This window comes from Herminiimonas aquatilis, assembly GCF_042665175.1.
Classification (GTDB): Bacteria; Pseudomonadota; Gammaproteobacteria; order Burkholderiales; family Burkholderiaceae_D; genus Oxalicibacterium; species Oxalicibacterium aquatilis.
In genome coordinates this window covers 32,784-51,585 of sequence record NZ_JBHTCC010000004.1, presented here as the reverse complement: position 1 = coordinate 51,585, position 18,802 = coordinate 32,784, and the positions used below count along the sequence as shown (strand labels likewise).

General features: G+C 53.9%; 13 protein-coding genes. 7 read left to right on the top strand and 6 right to left on the bottom strand.

Annotation, left to right across the window (positions count from 1 at the left end; translation table 11 throughout):
* The first annotated feature begins 8 nt into the window (after positions 1-8).
* Complete coding sequence (locus ACFQO0_RS14880) at positions 9-3,137, top strand: efflux RND transporter permease subunit (RefSeq protein WP_382236095.1); 3,129 nt, start codon at positions 9-11, stop codon at positions 3,135-3,137.
* 2 nt (positions 3,138-3,139) lie between these two features.
* On the opposite strand, the gene ACFQO0_RS14875 is transcribed toward ACFQO0_RS14880, so the two are convergent.
* On the bottom strand, positions 3,140-4,807 hold the full coding sequence (locus tag ACFQO0_RS14875; RefSeq protein WP_382236092.1) for an isovaleryl-CoA dehydrogenase: 1,668 nt from the start codon (positions 4,805-4,807) through the stop codon (positions 3,140-3,142).
* A gap of 260 nt (positions 4,808-5,067) precedes the next feature.
* Between ACFQO0_RS14875 and ACFQO0_RS14870 the strand changes: the two genes are divergently transcribed.
* From ACFQO0_RS14870 to ACFQO0_RS14855, 4 genes are all read left to right on the top strand, one after another.
* Positions 5,068-7,113 (top strand): DNA polymerase III subunit gamma/tau, encoded by a 2,046-nt coding sequence (locus ACFQO0_RS14870; protein ID WP_382236089.1) that lies wholly within the window; start codon positions 5,068-5,070, stop codon positions 7,111-7,113.
* A gap of 51 nt (positions 7,114-7,164) precedes the next feature.
* Positions 7,165-7,491 carry a YbaB/EbfC family nucleoid-associated protein gene (locus ACFQO0_RS14865; protein WP_382236087.1) on the top strand — a complete coding sequence of 109 codons (327 nt, stop codon included), beginning with the start codon at positions 7,165-7,167 and terminating at the stop codon, positions 7,489-7,491.
* Between the two features lie 76 nt (positions 7,492-7,567).
* Complete coding sequence (recR, locus tag ACFQO0_RS14860) at positions 7,568-8,164, top strand: recombination mediator RecR (protein WP_382236084.1); 597 nt, start codon at positions 7,568-7,570, stop codon at positions 8,162-8,164.
* 64 nt (positions 8,165-8,228) lie between these two features.
* Positions 8,229-9,473, top strand: a complete 1,245-nt coding sequence (locus ACFQO0_RS14855; protein ID WP_382236081.1) for a CaiB/BaiF CoA transferase family protein — start codon at positions 8,229-8,231, stop codon at positions 9,471-9,473.
* Between the two features lie 186 nt (positions 9,474-9,659).
* On the opposite strand, the gene ACFQO0_RS14850 is transcribed toward ACFQO0_RS14855, so the two are convergent.
* The 5 genes from ACFQO0_RS14850 to pgi all read right to left on the bottom strand — a co-directional run bounded on the left by ACFQO0_RS14850 (position 9,660) and on the right by pgi (position 15,791).
* Positions 9,660-10,175, bottom strand: coding sequence for a sn-glycerol-3-phosphate transporter (locus ACFQO0_RS14850; RefSeq protein ID WP_382236078.1), 516 nt, complete (start codon positions 10,173-10,175; stop codon positions 9,660-9,662).
* A 385-nt stretch (positions 10,176-10,560) separates the two neighbouring features.
* Entirely contained in the window at positions 10,561-11,496 is a 936-nt protein-coding gene (gene tal / locus ACFQO0_RS14845; RefSeq protein ID WP_382236075.1) for a transaldolase, read from the bottom strand.
* A gap of 166 nt (positions 11,497-11,662) precedes the next feature.
* Positions 11,663-12,514 carry a MurR/RpiR family transcriptional regulator gene (locus ACFQO0_RS14840; protein ID WP_382236072.1) on the bottom strand — a complete coding sequence of 284 codons (852 nt, stop codon included), beginning with the start codon at positions 12,512-12,514 and terminating at the stop codon, positions 11,663-11,665.
* A 22-nt stretch (positions 12,515-12,536) separates the two neighbouring features.
* Entirely contained in the window at positions 12,537-14,006 is a 1,470-nt protein-coding gene (gene zwf, locus ACFQO0_RS14835) for a glucose-6-phosphate dehydrogenase (RefSeq protein ID WP_382236069.1), read from the bottom strand.
* Positions 14,007-14,135: 129 nt separating this feature from the next.
* On the bottom strand, positions 14,136-15,791 hold the full coding sequence (pgi, locus tag ACFQO0_RS14830; RefSeq protein ID WP_382236067.1) for a glucose-6-phosphate isomerase: 1,656 nt from the start codon (positions 15,789-15,791) through the stop codon (positions 14,136-14,138).
* A 315-nt stretch (positions 15,792-16,106) separates the two neighbouring features.
* Between pgi and edd the strand changes: the two genes are divergently transcribed.
* Positions 16,107-18,020: a phosphogluconate dehydratase gene (gene edd / locus ACFQO0_RS14825; protein WP_382236065.1), complete on the top strand. Its 1,914-nt coding sequence runs from the start codon at positions 16,107-16,109 to the stop codon at positions 18,018-18,020.
* A gap of 20 nt (positions 18,021-18,040) precedes the next feature.
* Complete coding sequence (gene eda, locus ACFQO0_RS14820; protein WP_382236062.1) at positions 18,041-18,661, top strand: bifunctional 4-hydroxy-2-oxoglutarate aldolase/2-dehydro-3-deoxy-phosphogluconate aldolase; 621 nt, start codon at positions 18,041-18,043, stop codon at positions 18,659-18,661.
* The last annotated feature ends 141 nt before the right edge of the window (positions 18,662-18,802 follow it).

The following is an 18,802-nucleotide window of genomic DNA, read 5'->3' as shown; positions in this document are numbered from 1 at the left end:
ATTATCCAGTGAATATTTCCGAACTTTGTATACGTCGGCCGGTCATGACCGTGCTCTTGTCGATCGCGGTGGTTGTGATTGGCATCTTCTGCTACTTCAAGCTGCCGATCGCGGCCTTGCCTAGCTACGACACCCCTATCATTAACGTCACCGCATCCTTGCCAGGCGCCAGTCCCGAAGTCATGGCATCGTCGGTTGCAACGCCACTGGAAAAGCAGTTTTCAACGATTGCCGGGGTCGTTACCATCAGCTCCAGTAGCACCCTGGGCAATACGTCTATCGTGCTCGAGTTTGAACAAAATCGCGATATAGATGCTGCGGCAGTTGATGTGCAAGCAGCTTTATTGCGTGCGCAACGCAGCTTGCCGGAAGAAATGAATGATTTGCCGGCATACCGCAAAGTCAATCCGGCAGATGCCGCGATCCTCTTGCTGGCATTAACCTCGCCATCAATCTCCTTGTCTGACCTGAACGACTATGCAGAAAATCTGATTTCGCCATCATTGTCCACGATAGACGGCGTGGCGCAGGTTCAGGTATATGGCCAACGGCGCTACGCAGTACGCATCAAGGTCAAGCCGGATGAACTGGCGGCACGCAATATGACTATGGACGAAATTGCAGCATCGTTGCGTGCGTCGAATGCCAATTCGCCGGTCGGTGTACTGGATGGTCCGCGGCAGACCTTGACGCTGCAGGCAAATGAACAATTGAAGAACGCAGAAGCATTCAGCAATCTGGTGATCAGCAGCAGCAATGGTCAAACCACGCGCCTGAAAGATGTGGCGACGGTCGAGGATAGTGTTGAATCCGTCAAGAGCGGTAGCTGGGTAAACGGAAAACCGTCGATTGTACTGGCCGTCCAACGGCAGCCGAATGCCAATACCGTGGCGGTAGTCGATGGCGTCAAGCGTACCTTGCCACAATTCAAATCACAGATGCCCGCATCCATCGATTTGCAGGTATTGAATGATCGTTCAGTCTCGATACGCGAGGCGATTCATGACGTGAAACTCACTTTGCTGTTGACCATCGCACTGGTGGTGCTGGTCATTTTCCTGTTTTTGAAGCGGCTTACCGCGACCACGATTCCGGTGTTGTCCTTGCCCATTTCGCTGATCGGTTGTTGTGCCTTGATGTATTGGTTTGGCTACAGTCTCGACAATATTTCGCTGCTTGGTATTACGATTGCAGTCGGGCTGGTGGTAGACGATGCGATCGTTATGCTGGAAAACATCGTGCGTCATATAGAAGCCGGCATGGATCCGCTGGCTGCGGCCTTGAAGGGATCGCGTGAAGTGAGCTTCACGATTATTTCGATTTCGATTTCTCTCGTCGCCGTCTTCATTCCTATCTTTTTTATGCCTGGCGTGATCGGTTTGCTGTTCCATGAGTTTGCCGCCGTCGTGTCATTGGCGGTGATGGTTTCTGCCGTCATGTCTTTGACGCTGGTACCGATGATGTGCAGCCGCTTGCTCAAGCATGAGCCGCAACACGGCAAGGAAGATGGGAGCGCACAAGCGGGTTCAACTCATACAGCGGAAAAAGAAAACTGGCTCAGTCGCTCATTCGAAAAAGGTTTCAATCGCCTGCTCGCCAGCTATACGAAAGCGCTGGATTGGTCACTCGCACATCGGACCATCATGCTGATGGTGGCGGTCGGCACCTTTGTGCTGACGGCGTTCTTGTTCATCACGATACCCAAAGGTTTTTTTCCTTCTGAGGATATCGGCCAGATCAGCGTCACGATTGAAGGTCCGCAGGATGCGTCTTATCCGACCATGGTAAAGCTGGTCAATGCGGTCGGCACCATTATTCAGAACGATCCAAATGTAGCAACCGCGACCATGCGCGCGCGCGATAGCAATGTCGGCAATATGTTCGTCGGCCTCAAGCCGCGTTCGGAACGCGCGCCTATGGAAAAAGTATTAAGCGATTTGCGCCGCAAGGTGAAGGCGGTACCGGGCGCGACCGTCTATTTGACTCCGGTGCAAAATCTGCGACTGGGCGGACGCAGCTCCAAGAGTCAGTTCCAGTACGTGTTGCAAAGTGTGCGCGCGGATGAATTGAATACGTGGGCAGAAAAAATGCAGGCGCAAATGCGTGCCGATGGCGCTTTCATTGATGTCACCAGCGATTCGCAGTTGAAGGGTTTGCAGGCGGTGGTGGAGATCAATCGGGATCGCGCCAATGAAGCAGGCGTCGGTATCGCCGACATACGCACCGCGCTCTATAGCGCATATGGCGATCGCCAGGTTTCGACGATTTATACGAGTAGTAATAGTTATTCGGTGATCATGCAGGATGACAGCGTCGGCATGCAGGATGAATCGACGCTGAGCAAGATTTATCTGCGCAGCAAAACCGGTACTTTGGTCCCGTTATTGAGCGTGGCCACCGTCAAGCGCACGGCTGGGCCTATTTCAGTGAATCATCAAGGGCAATTGCAGGCGATCACGCTGTCCTTCAATCTGGCCCCCGGTATTCCACTGGGAGATGCCACCAAGAAGGTAAATCAGATCAAGGAAGCGATCAATCTGCCGACCAGTATCGTCACCAGTTACGCTGGCGACGCTGCCGTGTTTCAGTCTTCGCAAGGCAGTCAGGTTGCATTGGTGGTCCTGGCACTGGTCGTGATTTATATTCTGCTCGGTGTGCTGTATGAAAGTTATATTCATCCGATCACGATTCTTGCTGGCTTGCCATCTGCGGCAGTGGGCGCCTTGCTGACTTTGCGCATCTTTGGCTTTGAGCTGACGATGATTGCGGTGATTGGCATTCTGTTGCTGATTGGTTTGGTGAAGAAGAACGCAATCATGATGATTGACTTTGCGCTGGCGGCGCAACGGGAGGAAGGCATGACACCGGCGGAAGCGATTCGTACCGCTTGTATCCTGCGCTTCCGTCCCATCATGATGACGACGCTGGCTGCTGCAGTCGGCGCCTTGCCGATTGCGCTCGGCTTGGGTGCTGGCGCCGAGTTACGACAACCGCTGGGCCTGGCGGTAGTGGGCGGCTTGCTGGTGTCGCAAGTGATTACCTTGTTGATTACCCCAGTGATTTATCTATATCTGGATCGTTTCAGCGGTGATGGTCCGCTGCAGATTACACCTGAGCAGGAATTGGCTGCGCGCTGAAGCTAGATTGGCCATGCGCGCTCAAGTATTGCGCGCTGTGTGGCCCCTGTATTATTCGTGCCGCTTAGTGTTCCAAATACGCGGCCGGATTCTGCATCGCTACGACTGCCTATGAATAATTCTGCGCTTGCAGCAGGCGCATGTTGCAGCATCAGGCAGGATTGTATGATCAACACCAGACGCTGCGTGATTCGGCGCGCCAGCATTTCCTGTTGTACTGCCGAGCTTTTCAAGTCTTGCCGCAAGGCGTCGATGGAATCGCGCAACGCAGGATGAGCGGAGGCTGTCTCTTGTAATTCATTCAGCAGTAACTCAAAACCCTCCTGTTCTTTAGCGATGGCGCGCAATACATCCAGGCACATCACATTGCCTGACCCTTCCCATATCGAATTGACTGGCGATTCGCGATACATACGCGCCATCGGACCGCTTTCCACGTAACCATTGCCGCCCCAGACTTCCATGCATTCGCCGGTAAATTCCAGCGCACGCTTGCAGACCCAGAACTTGGCTGCTGGCGTAATGATGCGACGCCATGCGTGTTCCCGCAGATTGTCGGGCGATGCGCCGGATGCCTCTGCAGCGCGGGCCAATCGCAGCATTAACAAGGTTGCGGCTTCGCTTTCCAGCGCGAGATCGGACAAGACATTTCGCATCAGCGCGTGTTCTATTAGTGGGCGCCCGAATGCACTGCGATGCCGTGCATGATGGATGGCTTGTACCAGCGCGTTACGCATCAAGCCCGCACTGCCGATCACGCAATCCAGTCGCGTGTGATTCGCCATTTCGATGATGGTGGGTATGCCGCTACCTTCTTCGCCGACCATGACGCCATACGCGTCGTGAAATTCGACTTCGCTGCTGGCATTGGAGCGATTGCCGAGTTTGTCTTTCAACCTTTGTATCAATATCGCATTCTTGCTGCCGTCCGGCCACCAGCGCGGCACGAAGAAGCAGGACAGGCCCGCATCGGTGCGCGCCAGCACCATATGCGCATCGCACATAGGCGCAGAGAAAAACCATTTATGGCCGTTCAGTAGATAGTCGGCGCCGCGTCCTTTACCGTGAGTAAGACGTGCGGTAGTGGTATTGCTGCGCACATCGGAGCCGCCCTGTTTTTCTGTCATGCCCATGCCGACCAGCATGGAGCGCTTTTGTTGCAAGGGCAGATCGCGCGCATCGTGTTCGCGAGAAAACAGCTTGTCTTTCAGCATTGCAAACAATTTTTCTTCCTGCTGCAGCAACGGAATTGACGCAAAGGTCATCGTGATCGGGCACATCGATCCGGATTCGACCTGCGCCTGCAGATAATAGGCGGCGGTGCGCGCAATATGGGCACCTGTACGCGGCTGCGACCAGGGCATCGCATGCAGGTTTTCACGCCTTTGCATGGCGAGCAGTTGATGCCAGCTGGGGTGAAAGTCGACGACATCGATCCGGTTGCCGAAACGGTCGTGGGATTGCAGTGCTGGCACATGTTGATTGGCGAGTTGGCCCAGATGCAGGGTTTGCTGCGTACCCAGTTCGGCGCCATAGCGGCTCAGATCTGCTTCGTGCCAGGCAGCCAGGTCGCCTTGTATGCCTGCGACTAGCGCCAGATCGGTGTCATACAGATTGTAGTCGTGTAAATCAGATGCCTGATTGCTGACGTCATGGGTAGGCCATTGCATGGAATGCTCCTTTTGCCATGGTGCAAACTTCAAGACTGGCGGAAGACTGTGCCTGAATTGAGTCTATAACGTGGCGTCGCGACTTGCCATTTTTAATGGGAACGAACACGGTTTATCTTGATTTTTCTCTGGTTTTTCCTTTGATTTTTTTATCGGGCATTACCCTGTAAGCAAGGAAAACAGGAACACTGTAAATCTGCCGCCGTCGTCAGGTAAAATGCGGTTTGCGTTTTTGTTTGCCTTTATCCAGATCGGTCCTCATGTCCTATCAAGTTCTCGCCCGTAAATATCGTCCGAAAAGCTTCGACACGCTAGTCGGGCAGGAGCACGTCGTGCGAGCCTTGACGCATGCACTGGACAACAAGCGCCTGCATCATGCCTATCTGTTCACCGGCACGCGTGGCGTGGGCAAAACGACACTGTCGCGTATTTTGGCGAAATCATTCAATTGCATAGGCCCTGACGGTAACGGCGACATCACGGCGACACCATGTGGCATATGTGACGCGTGCGTCGCCATCGACGCCGGGCGCTTTGTCGACTATATCGAGATGGATGCTGCATCCAATCGCGGCGTCGATGAAATGGCCCAATTGCTGGAGCAGGCGGTTTACGCGCCATCAAATGCGCGCTTCAAGGTCTATATGATCGATGAGGTGCACATGCTGACCAACCATGCATTCAACTCGATGTTGAAAACGCTGGAAGAGCCGCCTGAACACGTCAAATTTATTCTCGCAACAACCGATCCGCAAAAAATACCGGTGACCGTTTTATCGCGTTGCCTGCAATTCAATCTGAAACAAATGCCGCCCGGCCATATCGTTGCGCATCTTGACGATATTCTCGGGCAGGAACACATCGAATTCGAAACACCCGCATTGCGTTTGCTGGCGCAAGGCGCGCACGGCTCCATGCGCGATGCCTTGTCGCTGACCGATCAGGCGATTGCCTACGCGGCCGGCAAGGTTACGCTAGAAGCAGTGCAGGGCATGCTGGGCGCGCTTGATCAGTCCTTTTTGATTCGCTTGCTGGATGCCTTGGCGCAAAAAGATGGTGCGGGTTTGCTGGCCGTGGCTGATGAAATGGCAACGCGCAGCCTGTCATACAACGCGGCGCTGCAGGACCTGGGTTCGCTCTTGCATCGGGTCGCCCTGGCGCAAACCGTCCCGGCGGCCTTGCCGGATGATTTGCCGGAACGCGAAGATGTATTGCGTCTGGCAGCTTTGTTCGATGCCGAAGAAATCCAGCTGTTCTATCAAATCGCCGTGCACGGCCGCAATGAACTGGGACTGGCGCCGGATGAATATGCGGGCTTCTCAATGACCTTGTTGCGCATGCTGGCCTTCCGCCCCGGTTTTGGTCCGGCAGAAGCGAAGCCGATTGCCCCACAGGTACAAACAGCTAGACCGTCTGCATCCGCCACGATGGCAGCAAGCACAACTGCTGCAACTCCAGCAGCGCGTTTGAGTGCAACACCACAAGCGGTAACGACCAGTGCGCCAGTGACGCGTCCCGGCGGCGGTATGAGCCCGGCACGTGCCGCTTTGGAGGCAGCACGTTCTGGTATTAAAGTGGCTCCGCCGGCCGCGCCTGCGGCTGTCGCACCTGCCGCTCGTGTTCAAGTTCCTGCCCCTGCCGAAAAGACAATGGCGATTGACATGCCACCTGCGCCGCCATGGGATGACGAAATGCCGGCAGAACGTGGCAGTGCCAACGACGAATTCTCCAGTCCTTCGGCTCAAAAAAAAACTGAACTGATATCTGGACGATCGGTAGCGCCTGCTGAGGCAGGTGCAGCGATGGCCGGTTCAGCAGGCACCACCTCATCCACTCCGCAGCCTACGACGCAGCAGTCCTCGGCAATGGCAAATGCTGCATCACGTCCATTTACTTTGCATCCGGTAGCGTCCTTGAATTGGGATGGCAACTGGCCCCTACTTGCAGCAACTTTGCCAGTGCGAGGTGTGGCACAACAGTTGGCCTTGCAGAGCGAATTGCTCACATGTGGACCAACCATGGATAGCAATCAAATTCAGTTCGAGTTGCTGGTTGCCGTGGATGTTTTGCTGGCCAACGGAAGTGTGGAAAAACTGACAGCCGTTTTGTCAGAACATTTTGGTCAAACCGTGCGCGTGCAAACCAGGATAGGGGCGGTAGAACACACCGCCAGTGCAGCTGCTATGGCCGATCGTGCCGAACGTCAGATCGAAGCAGAAGCATCGATGCGGGAAGATCCCTTCGTACAAAAATTGATGCGCGAATTTGGCGCAACGATTGTGCCCGGTTCGGTCAAACCGATCTAGCGCACAATCAACGATATCCATTCATTCAGCTTTATTTAAAGGAGCAACATCATGATGAAAAATCAATTGGCAGGTTTGATGAAGCAGGCGCAAGCAATGCAGGACAACATGAAAAAGATGCAGGATCAACTGGCATCGATTGACGTCGAGGGTCAGTCCGGTGCAGGCTTGGTCAAGATCGTCATGTCTTGCAAGAACGATGTGAAGCGCGTTTCCATCGATCCGTCCTTGCTGGCCGACGACAAGGACATGCTGGAAGATCTGGTCGCTGCTGCATTCAATGATGCAGTGCGCAAGGCAGAAGCCACCTCGCAAGAGAAAATGGCAGGCGTCACCGCCGGCATGCCGATACCTCCTGGCTTCAAGATGCCTTTCTAAATTTGTATCCAGTTCGGTAACGAACTTACCGCTTAGGTACAGCTTGGTTTCAGCCTGAATCATTGAAAGTCATTTTTTGAAATCGCCATCGAGTCTCGATTTTTTGACAGAAGCACTGCGTCGCCTGCCCGGCATCGGGCCCAAGTCTGCGCAACGCATGGCCTATCACTTGATGCAGCATGACCGGGAGGGTGCGGCGATGCTGGGCCGCGCCTTGTCGCAAGCGGTAGACAGGGTGCAGCACTGCGCGATGTGCAATACCTTTACCGAGCATGATGTATGCGAAACCTGCCTCGATGCGGAGCGTAATCCCGCTCTGCTGTGTGTGGTCGAGACGCCGGGCGATCAGTTGATGATCGAGCAGACGCTGACCTTCAAGGGTTTGTATTTCGTGTTGATGGGACGTTTGTCACCGCTGGATGGCATAGGTCCGAAAGACATACACCTGGACAAGCTGATCAGTCGTGCTACCGATGGCATCGTGCAGGAGGTTGTATTGGCGACTAATTTCACGAATGAAGGCGAAGCCACGGCGCATTACATCAGCGAAACGCTGAAGGCGCGGGGCCTCAAAGTCAGTCGACTTGCGCGCGGCGTGCCGGTAGGTGGTGAGCTGGAATATGTGGACGCCGGCACGATTGCACGTGCAATGCTGGATAGGCGTACCACCTGATTTTTCGGTCTTCAGCTTATAGAGTTGATCATGCTGCACTCCTTTCTCCCTTCTTTTGACAGCCATGACTAAAAGCGCATCCGCCGGGCCGCTGGCCGGCATCAAGGTTCTTGAACTCGGTACATTAATCGCCGGTCCGTTTTGCGCGCGCATGCTGGCAGAGTTCGGCGCCGATGTCATCAAGATCGAGTCGCCGGATGGCGGCGATCCGATACGTCAATGGCGTGTGTTGAAGGATGGCACGTCCTTGTGGTGGTCGGTGCAGGCGCGTAACAAGAAAAGCCTGACGCTGAATCTGAAAGACCCGCGCGGCCAGCAGATTGCGAAAAAGCTCGCGCTCGAAGCCGACATCATCATTGAAAATTATCGCCCTGGTGTGCTGGAGAAATGGTCACTGGGTTATGAGCAGTTGAAGGCCGAGAATCCGGCAACCATCATGGTGCGGCTGTCCGGTTTCGGTCAGACCGGTCCATTGAAAGATCAGCCTGGCTTTGGTGCCATCGGTGAATCGATGGGCGGTATGCGCTATGTTTCCGGTTTCCCGGATCGGCCGCCACTGCGCATAGGTATTTCCATCGGTGATTCGGTCGCTGCCATGCATGGCGTGATGGGCGCGATGATGGCCTTGCGCCATCGCGATGCCACGGGTGGGCGCTGGAACGGCAAGACCGGCGATGAACAAATTGCAGGGCAGGGGCAGATGGTCGATGTCGCGCTATACGAAGCCGTCTTCAACATGATGGAGTCGCTGGTGCCGGAATACGATTACGCCGGCGTGGTGCGCGAGCGCACTGGCGGGGCTTTGCCGGGCATCGTGCCATCGAATACCTACACCACCGGCGACGGCGAAAACATTGTGATCGCCGGTAATGGCGACGCCATTTTCAAACGGCTGATGCTGGCGATGGGACGTGACGATCTCGCCAACGATGGGCAATTGGCACGCAACGATGGCCGCGTGCCGCGCACGCTAGAGATCGACGAAGCAATACAAGCCTGGTGCGCGACGCAAACTATCGACAGTGCAATGGCCATATTGCAGGCGGCAGATGTACCGGTCGGGAAAATTTACTCGGTGCGAGACATGATGACAGACCCGCAATTTCTCGCGCGTAAAATGTTCGAGCAACATACGTTTGCTGATGGTACGCCGATCAAATTGCCGGCAATTACGCCCAAGTTATCCGAGACGCCAGGCGAAACAAAGTGGCTGGGTCCGGCCTTGGGTGAGCATACCGATGATGTCCTGAAAACACTGGGTTATGATGAGGCAGGAATTGCAGAATTGAGGCGCGATGGCGTCGTGTAGTCGACGCCGTCGCAACCGCGAAACTGTTAATAACAACGAGGAGATGAAATGAATAAAAATTTCTTGAAGCAGTTTGCGATTGCGTTGGGACTGTTCTTGCTCGGGTACTGGACGTTTAACGGTTTGCTCTTCAACTGATTTTAACTAAGCTGTTGCCGTAAAAATTTTCGCTCACCCTCGCCGATTTTAAAAACGGGCGCCCGCAGTCCACATCGCACCTGCGGTTCCGAAGACAATCAATTCGGTGCACAGATGCTTATAGCAGTATCCGACTGCCGGCAAAACGACTGGCGCTGTTCCGTACTTGTTAAACGGAATATTGTCCTGATACTGATCCTTGTAACCATGAATCAATCCACCAACCACTTTCACGTACATATCCGGCGTTGCATCTAGCGGGCGAAATTTTGCGCCCCAATATACGAGTTGCGTATCCTGATTGTATGAGTTACTGAAGGTCGCACCACCCACTACATAATTTTTGTCATAGTTCCACTCCAGATTAATCAGACCCTGGTGATTATTGTGGATGGGTGAAGGACGGAAATGTCTGGTCGCAACGCTGGTGAAGAGGGTCAAGTTATTGCTGCTGTAGGACTCAACCGAATTTACATTTTCTTGAGCATGGGCAGGCAGAGACACTGCAAATAACAAGGCGAGGAGGGCGAAAATGCCCGAATTGTTCAGAATATTTTTTTGCATTTTAAGAGTTTAATTTGAATGACTTGTAGTTTGAAATGAAAGACTTTTACGTCTGCATCCCGGCGTGCGCCATGTAACTGGCATTTTTTATTGATAGGGAAATAGACAAGTCGCTGCATATACGACTTCAGATTCGGCAATGGGTTCCTATAATTTTCGCCAAGAATCTTTGGTGCCGCGTTGTATAGCGCAGGCAATAGCATCACGTGTACAGGCATCAAAATCATTTTGACGCCTGTCACCGCAATACAGTGGAAGAGCAATGGAGAGCGCGGGTCACCGCTCACGGATAGAAGACACTGCCAAGCAGACAATTCCAACCGCTGCTACGGCCGGGTTGCGCGCTGCGGATTATACGCCCGTTGTTTTAAGCATTGCGACGCTGTTAATGTAATGCTTCAATCAGCTTGTCCAGCTTCACCGCATCTGCGCAAAATGCACGGATGCCTTCTGCCAGTTTTTCCGTTGCCATTGCATCATCATTGAGCAAGCTGCGGAAGGTCTTTTCATCCAGCGTGAGTTTTTCGATATCGGCATTCTTTGCTTCCGCGGGAACCAGCTTGCGTGCCAATGGCGCCTCTGATTCTGCCAATTTTTGCAGCAGTTCCGGGCTGATGGTCAGTAAGTCGCAGCCTGCGAGTTCGGTAATTTGCGAGGTATTGCGGAAGCTGGCACCCATGACTTCGGTCTTGTAGCCGAACTTGCGGTAATAGGTGTAAATGCGTTTTACCGATTGCACCCCTGGATCATCCGCGCCCGCGTAATCGGTCCCTGTCGCTTTTTTGTACCAGTCATAGATGCGGCCGACGAAAGGTGAGATCAGTTGTACGTTCGCATCCGCGCAGGCGATCGCCTGCGGCAGCGAGAACAACAAAGTCAGGTTGCAGTGTATGCCTTCTTTTTCCAGTTCTTCGGCAGCGCGTATGCCTTCCCACGTCGAGGCGATCTTGATCAGCACGCGGTCGCGCGAGATGCCGGCGGCTTCGTAAAGCTTGATCAGTGTGCGACCTTTGGCAATCGAACCTTCGGTATCGAAAGACAGGCGCGCATCGGTTTCAGTGGAAACGCGGCCGGGGATGACTTTGAGGATTTCTGTGCCGAACGCGACCAGCAAATGATCGACGATCTGGTCGGTACTTTTGCCGGCATGTTCGTGCGCGACCTTTTCCATGATCGGGCGGTATTCATCTTTCTGCACAGCCTTCAAAATCAGTGAAGGGTTGGTCGTGGCATCTTGCGGAGCAAATGCCTTGATCGACTGGAAGTCGCCCGTGTCGGCAACGATCGTGGTGTACTGCTTCAGTTGTTCGAGTTGGTTCATGATCAGACGTATTCGCGAGAAAGATGTTTAGCTTCGAAGATCTATTGTACGCAAAGTGTGGATGACTCTGCAGGAACAAAGATATTCCAATAGTTTGAGGGAAAGCAAAATGGTATATCAGTGATTAGATCAAATAATGAAAGAAACAATCACAAGTTTATAAACCCTAGCGCAGGAAGGAATCGAATTGCATTTCGATTTTTTGCAGTGCCTTTTGCGCAGAAATCATTTTTTTGCGACGCTCAGGACTGAGGCGCAGCGCCAGACCCACGGCCAGAATATCGATGACGACCAGATGTGCCAGACGCGCTGAGATTGGCGTGTAGGGGTCGGTATGGAAATGCAGATCAATCGGGATCAGTACTGTTGCCAGTTCGGCCAGCGGCGTGCCGCTGGGTGCCAGGATAACGACATCGGCACCGCAGGAACGAGCCAGTTGTACGCTGCGCAATAAGGCGATGCTGTTGCCGCGCTGCGAAATGGCCACGACGGCATCGCCTTTTTTCAACAGGGATGCGGCAATGCTGTGGATGTGCGGATCGGCATATGCGACGGTCGGCACTCCGGACCGGAAGAACTTGTGTTGCGCATCTGAGGCGATGATGCCGGATGTGCCCTGACCGTAAAACTCGATGCGGCTGGCGCGCGACAAGACCTGCAGCGCCTGTTCGATGGCATTGGCGTCGAGGCTGTTGCGCAGGTCAAGCAAGGTATTGATCGAGCGACTGCAAATCTTGTTGACCAGATCGGCGGCCAGATCTTCCGGTGCCGGCGATTCATCGGCACCGGGCGACAGCGCCAAACCCTGTGCCAATTTCATCTTGAATGCGTGCCAACCTTCGAAACCGATGGCACGGCAAAAGCGCACAACGGTGGGCTCGGATACGTTGGCCTTCTTTGCGAGCGCAGTGATATTTTCAGTGATCGCCAGTTCGGGTTGCTCCAATACGGCGAGCGCAACTTTCTTTTCCGATTTGGAAAGCAAGTCGTACTGGGTACGTATTGAATCAAGCAGCATGCGGTTTTCCGTATTCGTCCGTTTATTCTGGCAAGGCTTCTTCGCGCCATTGCAAGCCATCGCGCCCTATCAGCGCGCTCGCAGCAGCCGGGCCCCAGGTGCCTGAGGCGTAAGGCAAAGGTTCATTACCTTCCTGTTCCCAGTGACGTAGTACCGGCTCAACCCATTCCCATGCAGCCTCGAGTTCATCGCTGCGCATAAACAACGTCAGTTGGCCGCGCAATACGTCCAGCAACAAACGTTCGTACGCATCCATCCGAGGTGCCTTGAAGGTTTCGGCAAAATCCAGTTCCAGTTCGACCGGCTTCAGGCGCATGCCATCGCCCGGTGTCTTGGCCATCAGGTTCAGTTGCAGGCCGTCGTCCGGCTGCAGGCGGATTACCAGGCAGTTAGGCTGGAAGCTGCTGGTCGATTGCGCAAAGATGGAGTGTGGAATCGCTTTGAAGCGCACTACGATTTCCGCCAATTGATCTGCCATCCGTTTTCCGGTACGCAGATAGAAGGGCACACCTGCCCAGCGCCAGGTATCGATTTCGGCTTTGACGGCAACGAAGGTTTCTGTATTCGAATCCGGGTCGGCATTTTTCTCCTGGCGATAAGCCGGGACAGCCTTGCCTTCTACATGGCCGGCCCGATACTGGCCGCGCACGATGTTTTTTGCCAGCGCGGTGGCGGTGAATGGCTTGAGCGAACGCAAGACCTTCAGTTTCTCGTCACGCACTGCATCCGGCGTGACCGATAGCGGTGGTTCCATCGCGACGATGCACAGCAATTGCAGCAAATGGTTTTGCATCATGTCGCGCAATGCGCCTGAGGTCTCGTAGTAACCCATGCGATTGCCGACGCCGATTTCCTCTGCGATGGTGATCTGTACGTCGGAAATCCATTCGCGGCGCCACAGCGGCTCAAACAAGACATTGCCGAAGCGCAGCGCCAGCAGATTCTGCACCGCTTCCTTGCCGAGGTAATGGTCGATACGGAAGATCTGCGATTCCTTGAAGACCTGCCCGACTTCCAGATTGATTTGCTTGGCACTGGCTAGGTCGCGGCCCAGAGGTTTTTCCAGCACTACGCGAGAATTTTCAGTGGCCAATCCGCGTTCCGACAGGTTGTGGCAAATTTGGGCGAACAGCGTAGGCGGAGTCGCCAGGTAAAACACGCGGGTCAATGCAGCATCGTTACGCAAGACATCGTTCAGCGGCTGATAAGTTGTGGCATCGGTTGCATCCAGTGACACATAACGCACCCGTGCGCAAAAGGTGTCCCACGATGCCTGCGCAAATACTTTTTCATTGATATGCGGTCGCGCATTTTCATTCAGTGCAGTGACGAATTCTGCATCGGTCCAGCTCTGGCGGCCTATGCAGATAATCTGCGCAGTAGGTGGCAAATCCCCGGCACGGTCGCGTGCATACATTGCAGGGATTAGTTTGCGCATCGACAAATCGCCGCCGCCGCCAAACAGTACGAGATCAAAATCGGTAAGAGCCATGATTATTTTTATTAAGTTTGCTAATTAAGTTTGTTTAATTTGTGTCTTTGGTTTGCGTACTACATTCAGGTGCTTGAATCAGTGTTCTTCGGAACATCATGAGCGTAAAGGTCTTATTTGACCGGTTGATTACAGCGCCGCCTTGGCGCGTGCGATCAAGCCATTGGTAGAACTGTCGTGCTGCTCCGGCTTGGCTTGTTGCATCAGTTCATCCGCAATGTTCCTGGCCAGGATTTTCCCCAGCTCTACACCCCACTGGTCGAAACTGTTGATGCCCCAGATGATTCCTTGAACAAACACCTTGTGCTCATACAACGCGATTAACGCGCCAAGCGTGTTAGGAGTTAACGCATCCATCAAAATAGTGTTGCTAGGGCGATTGCCTGGGAAGGTGCGGTGCGGCAGCAGCTTTGCGATCTCGTCGTCCGGCAAACCTTGTTTCTGCATATCCGCTCGGACTTCTTCCGCATTCTTGCCGCGCATGAAGGCTTCCGATTGGGCAAAGCAGTTTGCCAGCAGCAGTGCCTGGTGCGATGCGAGCTGGTGGGATGGCTTCAGCGCAGCGATGAAATCAACTGCCATCACATCGGTGCCCTGATGCAGCAACTGGAAATAGGCGTGCTGCCCGTTTGTGCCGACATCCCCCCAGATGACAGGGCAGGTTGCCACATCGACTTGAGAGCCATCGACCTTGACACGCTTGCCGTTGCTTTCCATTTCCAGTTGCTGCAGATAGCCTGGAAACAGGCGCAGATCCTGATGGTAAGGTGCAATCGAAATAGAATTGCTACCAACAAAATTACGATTCCAGATGCCGATCAAGGCCAGGATCACGGGCAGGTTTTTTTCCAGCGGAGTTTGCTGGAAGTGCTGATCCATCGCATAGGCACCCGCAAGGAATTCCTTGAAGTTATCCATGCCTATCGAGATGACCAGTGCCAAACCGATGGCCGACCAGACTGAATAGCGACCGCCTACCCAATCCCAGAACGGGAACATGTTTTCTGCCGCGATGCCGAATTGCGTCACCAAATCAAGCTGCGTGGATACCGCAACAAAATGTTTGGGTAGTTCTGCTTCGCTCGCATTGTGCAGGAACCATGCGCGTGCCGAACGTGCATTCGTCATCGTTTCCGACGTGCCGAAGGTTTTGGATGCGACGATAAAAAGAGTCGTTGCCGGGTCTATGCGCGGCAACAAGGCATCGAGGTCGTGCCCATCGACGTTCGATACGAAATGCATGACGAGTCGGGGATGGCCAAACGAACGCAAAGCCTGACAAGTCATTTTCGGCCCGAGGTAGGACCCGCCTATGCCGATGTTGACGATGTCGGTAATCTCGCGACCATCGTAGCCGCGCCATTCGCCAGAACGTACACGTTCGGAAAATACGCCCATGCGATCAAGCACTTCATGAATATCCGGAATGATGTTTAGACCATCGAGCAGCAATTGATCACTGCGCGGTTTGCGTAACGCAGTGTGCAAGACAGCGCGATGTTCGGTGCGATTGATTTCCTTGCCGGAAAACATGGCCTCGCGTTGTGTTTCTACTTGCGTTTCGCGTGCGAGATCGCACAGCAATTGGATTGTCTTTTCGTCGACGCTGTTTTTCGAATAATCAAGAAAGAGGCCGGCACCTTCAATCGATAATGTGGAGAAGCGGGCAGGGTCTTGCGAAAAAAGATCGCGGACCTGCCGGTTTTTTGTTTCAGCATGATGCTGTTGCAGTGCCTTGAAGGCAGCAGTGGCAATGAGCGTAGGTGTTGGGTTGGACGTGCGCATGGGCAATATATGCGATAGAAGTTGGATTTAACTATACATCAAATTATGGTAATTTCACTACAAATATATTCCGTACGAACAAGGTGTTAAATCAAATGCACCTCGTCGCTTATCTGGAGGGAGCCTGTTACGGATACGCTTAACTGCCGAAAGTTCAATCTGCTAGGATGATTCGGGCTGTTTGCAGGATAATGTCGAATAAGTGAATTTCCTGCGCAATTTCTTGTCGTATGTTTTCGTAGGAAAACCAAAAAAGATGATTGGTTGGCACGTTTTATTGTAGTAAAATTTCAAAACTGTTTTCAAGGATTTCATATGCCGCTCAATCCCGTCGTGTCTGCTGTCACCGAGCGGATCATAGAGCGCAGCCGCCCTTATCGCGCTGCTTACCTGAATCAACTGTCGGAATCCATACAGCAAGGCGTGCAGCGCAGCACCTTGTCCTGTACCAATCTTGCGCATGGTTTTGCGGCGTTTCCGGCCAATGACAAGCTGGTCTTGAAGCAGCAAAAGAATCCATCGGTGGCGATCATCTCCGCGTACAACGATATGTTGTCTGCGCATCAGCCCTACGAACGTTTCCCCGCCATCATCAAGGATGCGGTGCGCAAGATCGGTGGCGTCGCGCAATTCGGTGGCGGCGTGCCCGCGATGTGCGACGGCATTACGCAAGGCCAGCCAGGTATGGAGCTATCGCTGTTTTCGCGCGATACGATTGCGATGTCGACCGCGATCGCGCTGTCGCACAATATGTTTGATGCCGCGGTCTATCTCGGCATTTGCGACAAGATCGTGCCCGGATTGCTGATCGGCGCTTTGCATTTCGGCCATCTGCCTGCGGTGTTTATTTCTAGCGGCCCGATGACGACGGGCATGTCGAATTCGGAGAAATCCAGAATCCGCCAGCTGTATGCGCAAGGCAAGATCGATCGCGATGCCTTGCTGGAAGCAGAATCCAAGTCCTATCATGATGCCGGCACTTGTACTTTCTACGGCACTGCCAATAGCAATCAAATGTTGATGGAAGTCATGGGTCTGCATTTGCCGGGCTCCGCTTTTGTCACACCGAATACGCCCTTACGCGATGCATTGACGGTACGTGCGGCGCAACGCGCGGTAGAGATCAGTGCGCAAGGACAAACCTTTACGCCTGTCGGTCGTCTGGTCGATGAAAAAACCATCGTCAATGCGATCGTGGCTTTGCTGACCACAGGCGGTTCCACCAATCACACGATCCATCTGATTGCGATTGCAAAAGCAGCGGGCATCGTGATCGACTGGAATGATTTTGATCAGCTGTCTGCGGTCATTCCCTTGCTCACGCGCATCTATCCAAATGGCGAAGCTGACGTCAATCATTTTCATGCTGCTGGTGGTACCGGTTTTGTCATTCGGGAATTGCTGGATGCAGGTTTGCTGCACGACGATGTGACGACGGTATTGGGCAAAGGGTTGCGTGCCCATTGCACCGAGCCTTTCCTCGATGGCGAGCAAGTCGTCTGGAAACCGGCACCGGAAGCCAGTGCAGATGAAAGCGTATTGCGTCCGGCCGCAAGACCGTTTGCGCCGGATGGCGGTTTGCGTCTGTTGACCGGCAATCTCGGCCGTGCCGTCATCAAGATTTCAGCCGTCAAGCCGCAATATCATGTGGTCGAGGCACCAGCCATGGTCTTTACCTCGCAAGAGGAATTCATGCATGCCTATCAGGATGGCAATCTGAACCAGGATTTTGTTGCAGTCGTCCGTTTCCAAGGGCCGAAAGCCAACGGCATGCCTGAATTGCATGCACTCACCCCTGCGCTTGGCAGCTTGCAGGATGCCGGCTTCCACGTCGCGCTGGTGACCGACGGCCGCATGTCTGGAGCATCCGGCAAGGTGCCTGCAGCGATCCATGTGTCGCCGGAAGTTCTGGCCGGCGGCCCATTGGGACGCATACGCGACGGCGACATTATCCGACTGGATGCGGAAGCGGGCACCCTACAGGCTTTGGTCGACGAGGCGGAATGGCAGCAACGTCCGCACGCATCCACTGATCGTTCGTCGAATGTGGTCGGTATGGGGCGTGAATTATTTGCGATGTTCCGCTCTTCAGTCAGCGTGGCCGAAGATGGCGCAACGACTTTTGGCTTGCCGCGCCTGATAGTGCCGAGCGATACAGAGATCAATTTGCCGAAAGGCGACGCTGAACCGTTCAGTGATGAAGATACCCACGTTCAGCAATCCATTTAAGTCGAAAGGTGAGTCAGTCCATGAATCTGCTTGAAATTATGCGGTCCTCGCCGGTGATTCCGGTGATCGCGATTGACGACCTTGCGCACGCGGTGCCCTTGGCGCGGGCCTTGGTGGCCGGTGGTATTCGGGTACTGGAAGTCACCTTGCGCACCCAACACGGTCTCGCTGCCATTCGCCTCATTGCGGAGCAGGTGCCGGAAGCAATTCTGGGTGTGGGTACGTTGACACGTCATGAAGATTTTGCTGCCGCACGCGATGCAGGTGCGATCTTTGGCGTATCGCCAGGCTTGACGAAGGATTTGATCGAGGGCTCACGTTCCAGCGGTTTGCCGCTGTTGCCTGGCGTGATGACGCCATCTGAAGTGATGAGTGCGCGCGAAGCCGGCTTCCGTCAGGTGAAGTTATTTCCTGCGGTTCCTGCTGGCGGCGTCGGTATGTTGAATGCGATTGCGGGCCCGTTGCCGGATATGCTGTTTTGCCCGACAGGTGGGATTTCGCAGGAGACTGCGGCGCAATTTCTTGCCTGTAAAAACGTTGCTTGCGTGGGCGGGTCTTGGTTGACGCCTAAGGATGCTCTTGTCGCTGGTGATTGGGCGCGGATTACCGAGCTGGCTCGGGCTGCTGCGGCGCTTCGGTAGGCTTTCGTTTAATAATATTTCATTGCTCCGTAGTTGGGTTGCCGGGCCACCCCCGGCATCCCAAGCCTCTTCGAAGAAAAGACAGTCTCGGCAATAGCAACACATGCAGCAATCCGAGCAAAAAATCCCACCACCTATGTT

Bases quoted from the DNA above. Each gene is read 5' to 3' on its own strand.
- ACFQO0_RS14855 (WP_382236081.1), top strand. From the start codon at position 8,229: ATGACTAAAAGCGCATCCGCCGGGCCGCTGGCCGGCATCAAGGTTCTT.
- eda (WP_382236062.1), top strand. From the start codon at position 18,041: ATGAATCTGCTTGAAATTATGCGGTCCTCGCCGGTGATTCCGGTGATC.
- tal (WP_382236075.1), bottom strand. From the start codon at position 11,496: ATGAACCAACTCGAACAACTGAAGCAGTACACCACGATCGTTGCCGAC.
- edd (WP_382236065.1), top strand. From the start codon at position 16,107: ATGCCGCTCAATCCCGTCGTGTCTGCTGTCACCGAGCGGATCATAGAG.
- ACFQO0_RS14875 (WP_382236092.1), bottom strand. From the start codon at position 4,807: ATGCAATGGCCTACCCATGACGTCAGCAATCAGGCATCTGATTTACAC.
- ACFQO0_RS14865 (WP_382236087.1), top strand. From the start codon at position 7,165: ATGATGAAAAATCAATTGGCAGGTTTGATGAAGCAGGCGCAAGCAATG.
- pgi (WP_382236067.1), bottom strand. From the start codon at position 15,791: ATGCGCACGTCCAACCCAACACCTACGCTCATTGCCACTGCTGCCTTC.
- ACFQO0_RS14850 (WP_382236078.1), bottom strand. From the start codon at position 10,175: ATGCAAAAAAATATTCTGAACAATTCGGGCATTTTCGCCCTCCTCGCC.
- ACFQO0_RS14840 (WP_382236072.1), bottom strand. From the start codon at position 12,514: ATGCTGCTTGATTCAATACGTACCCAGTACGACTTGCTTTCCAAATCG.
- zwf (WP_382236069.1), bottom strand. From the start codon at position 14,006: ATGGCTCTTACCGATTTTGATCTCGTACTGTTTGGCGGCGGCGGCGAT.
- ACFQO0_RS14870 (WP_382236089.1), top strand. From the start codon at position 5,068: ATGTCCTATCAAGTTCTCGCCCGTAAATATCGTCCGAAAAGCTTCGAC.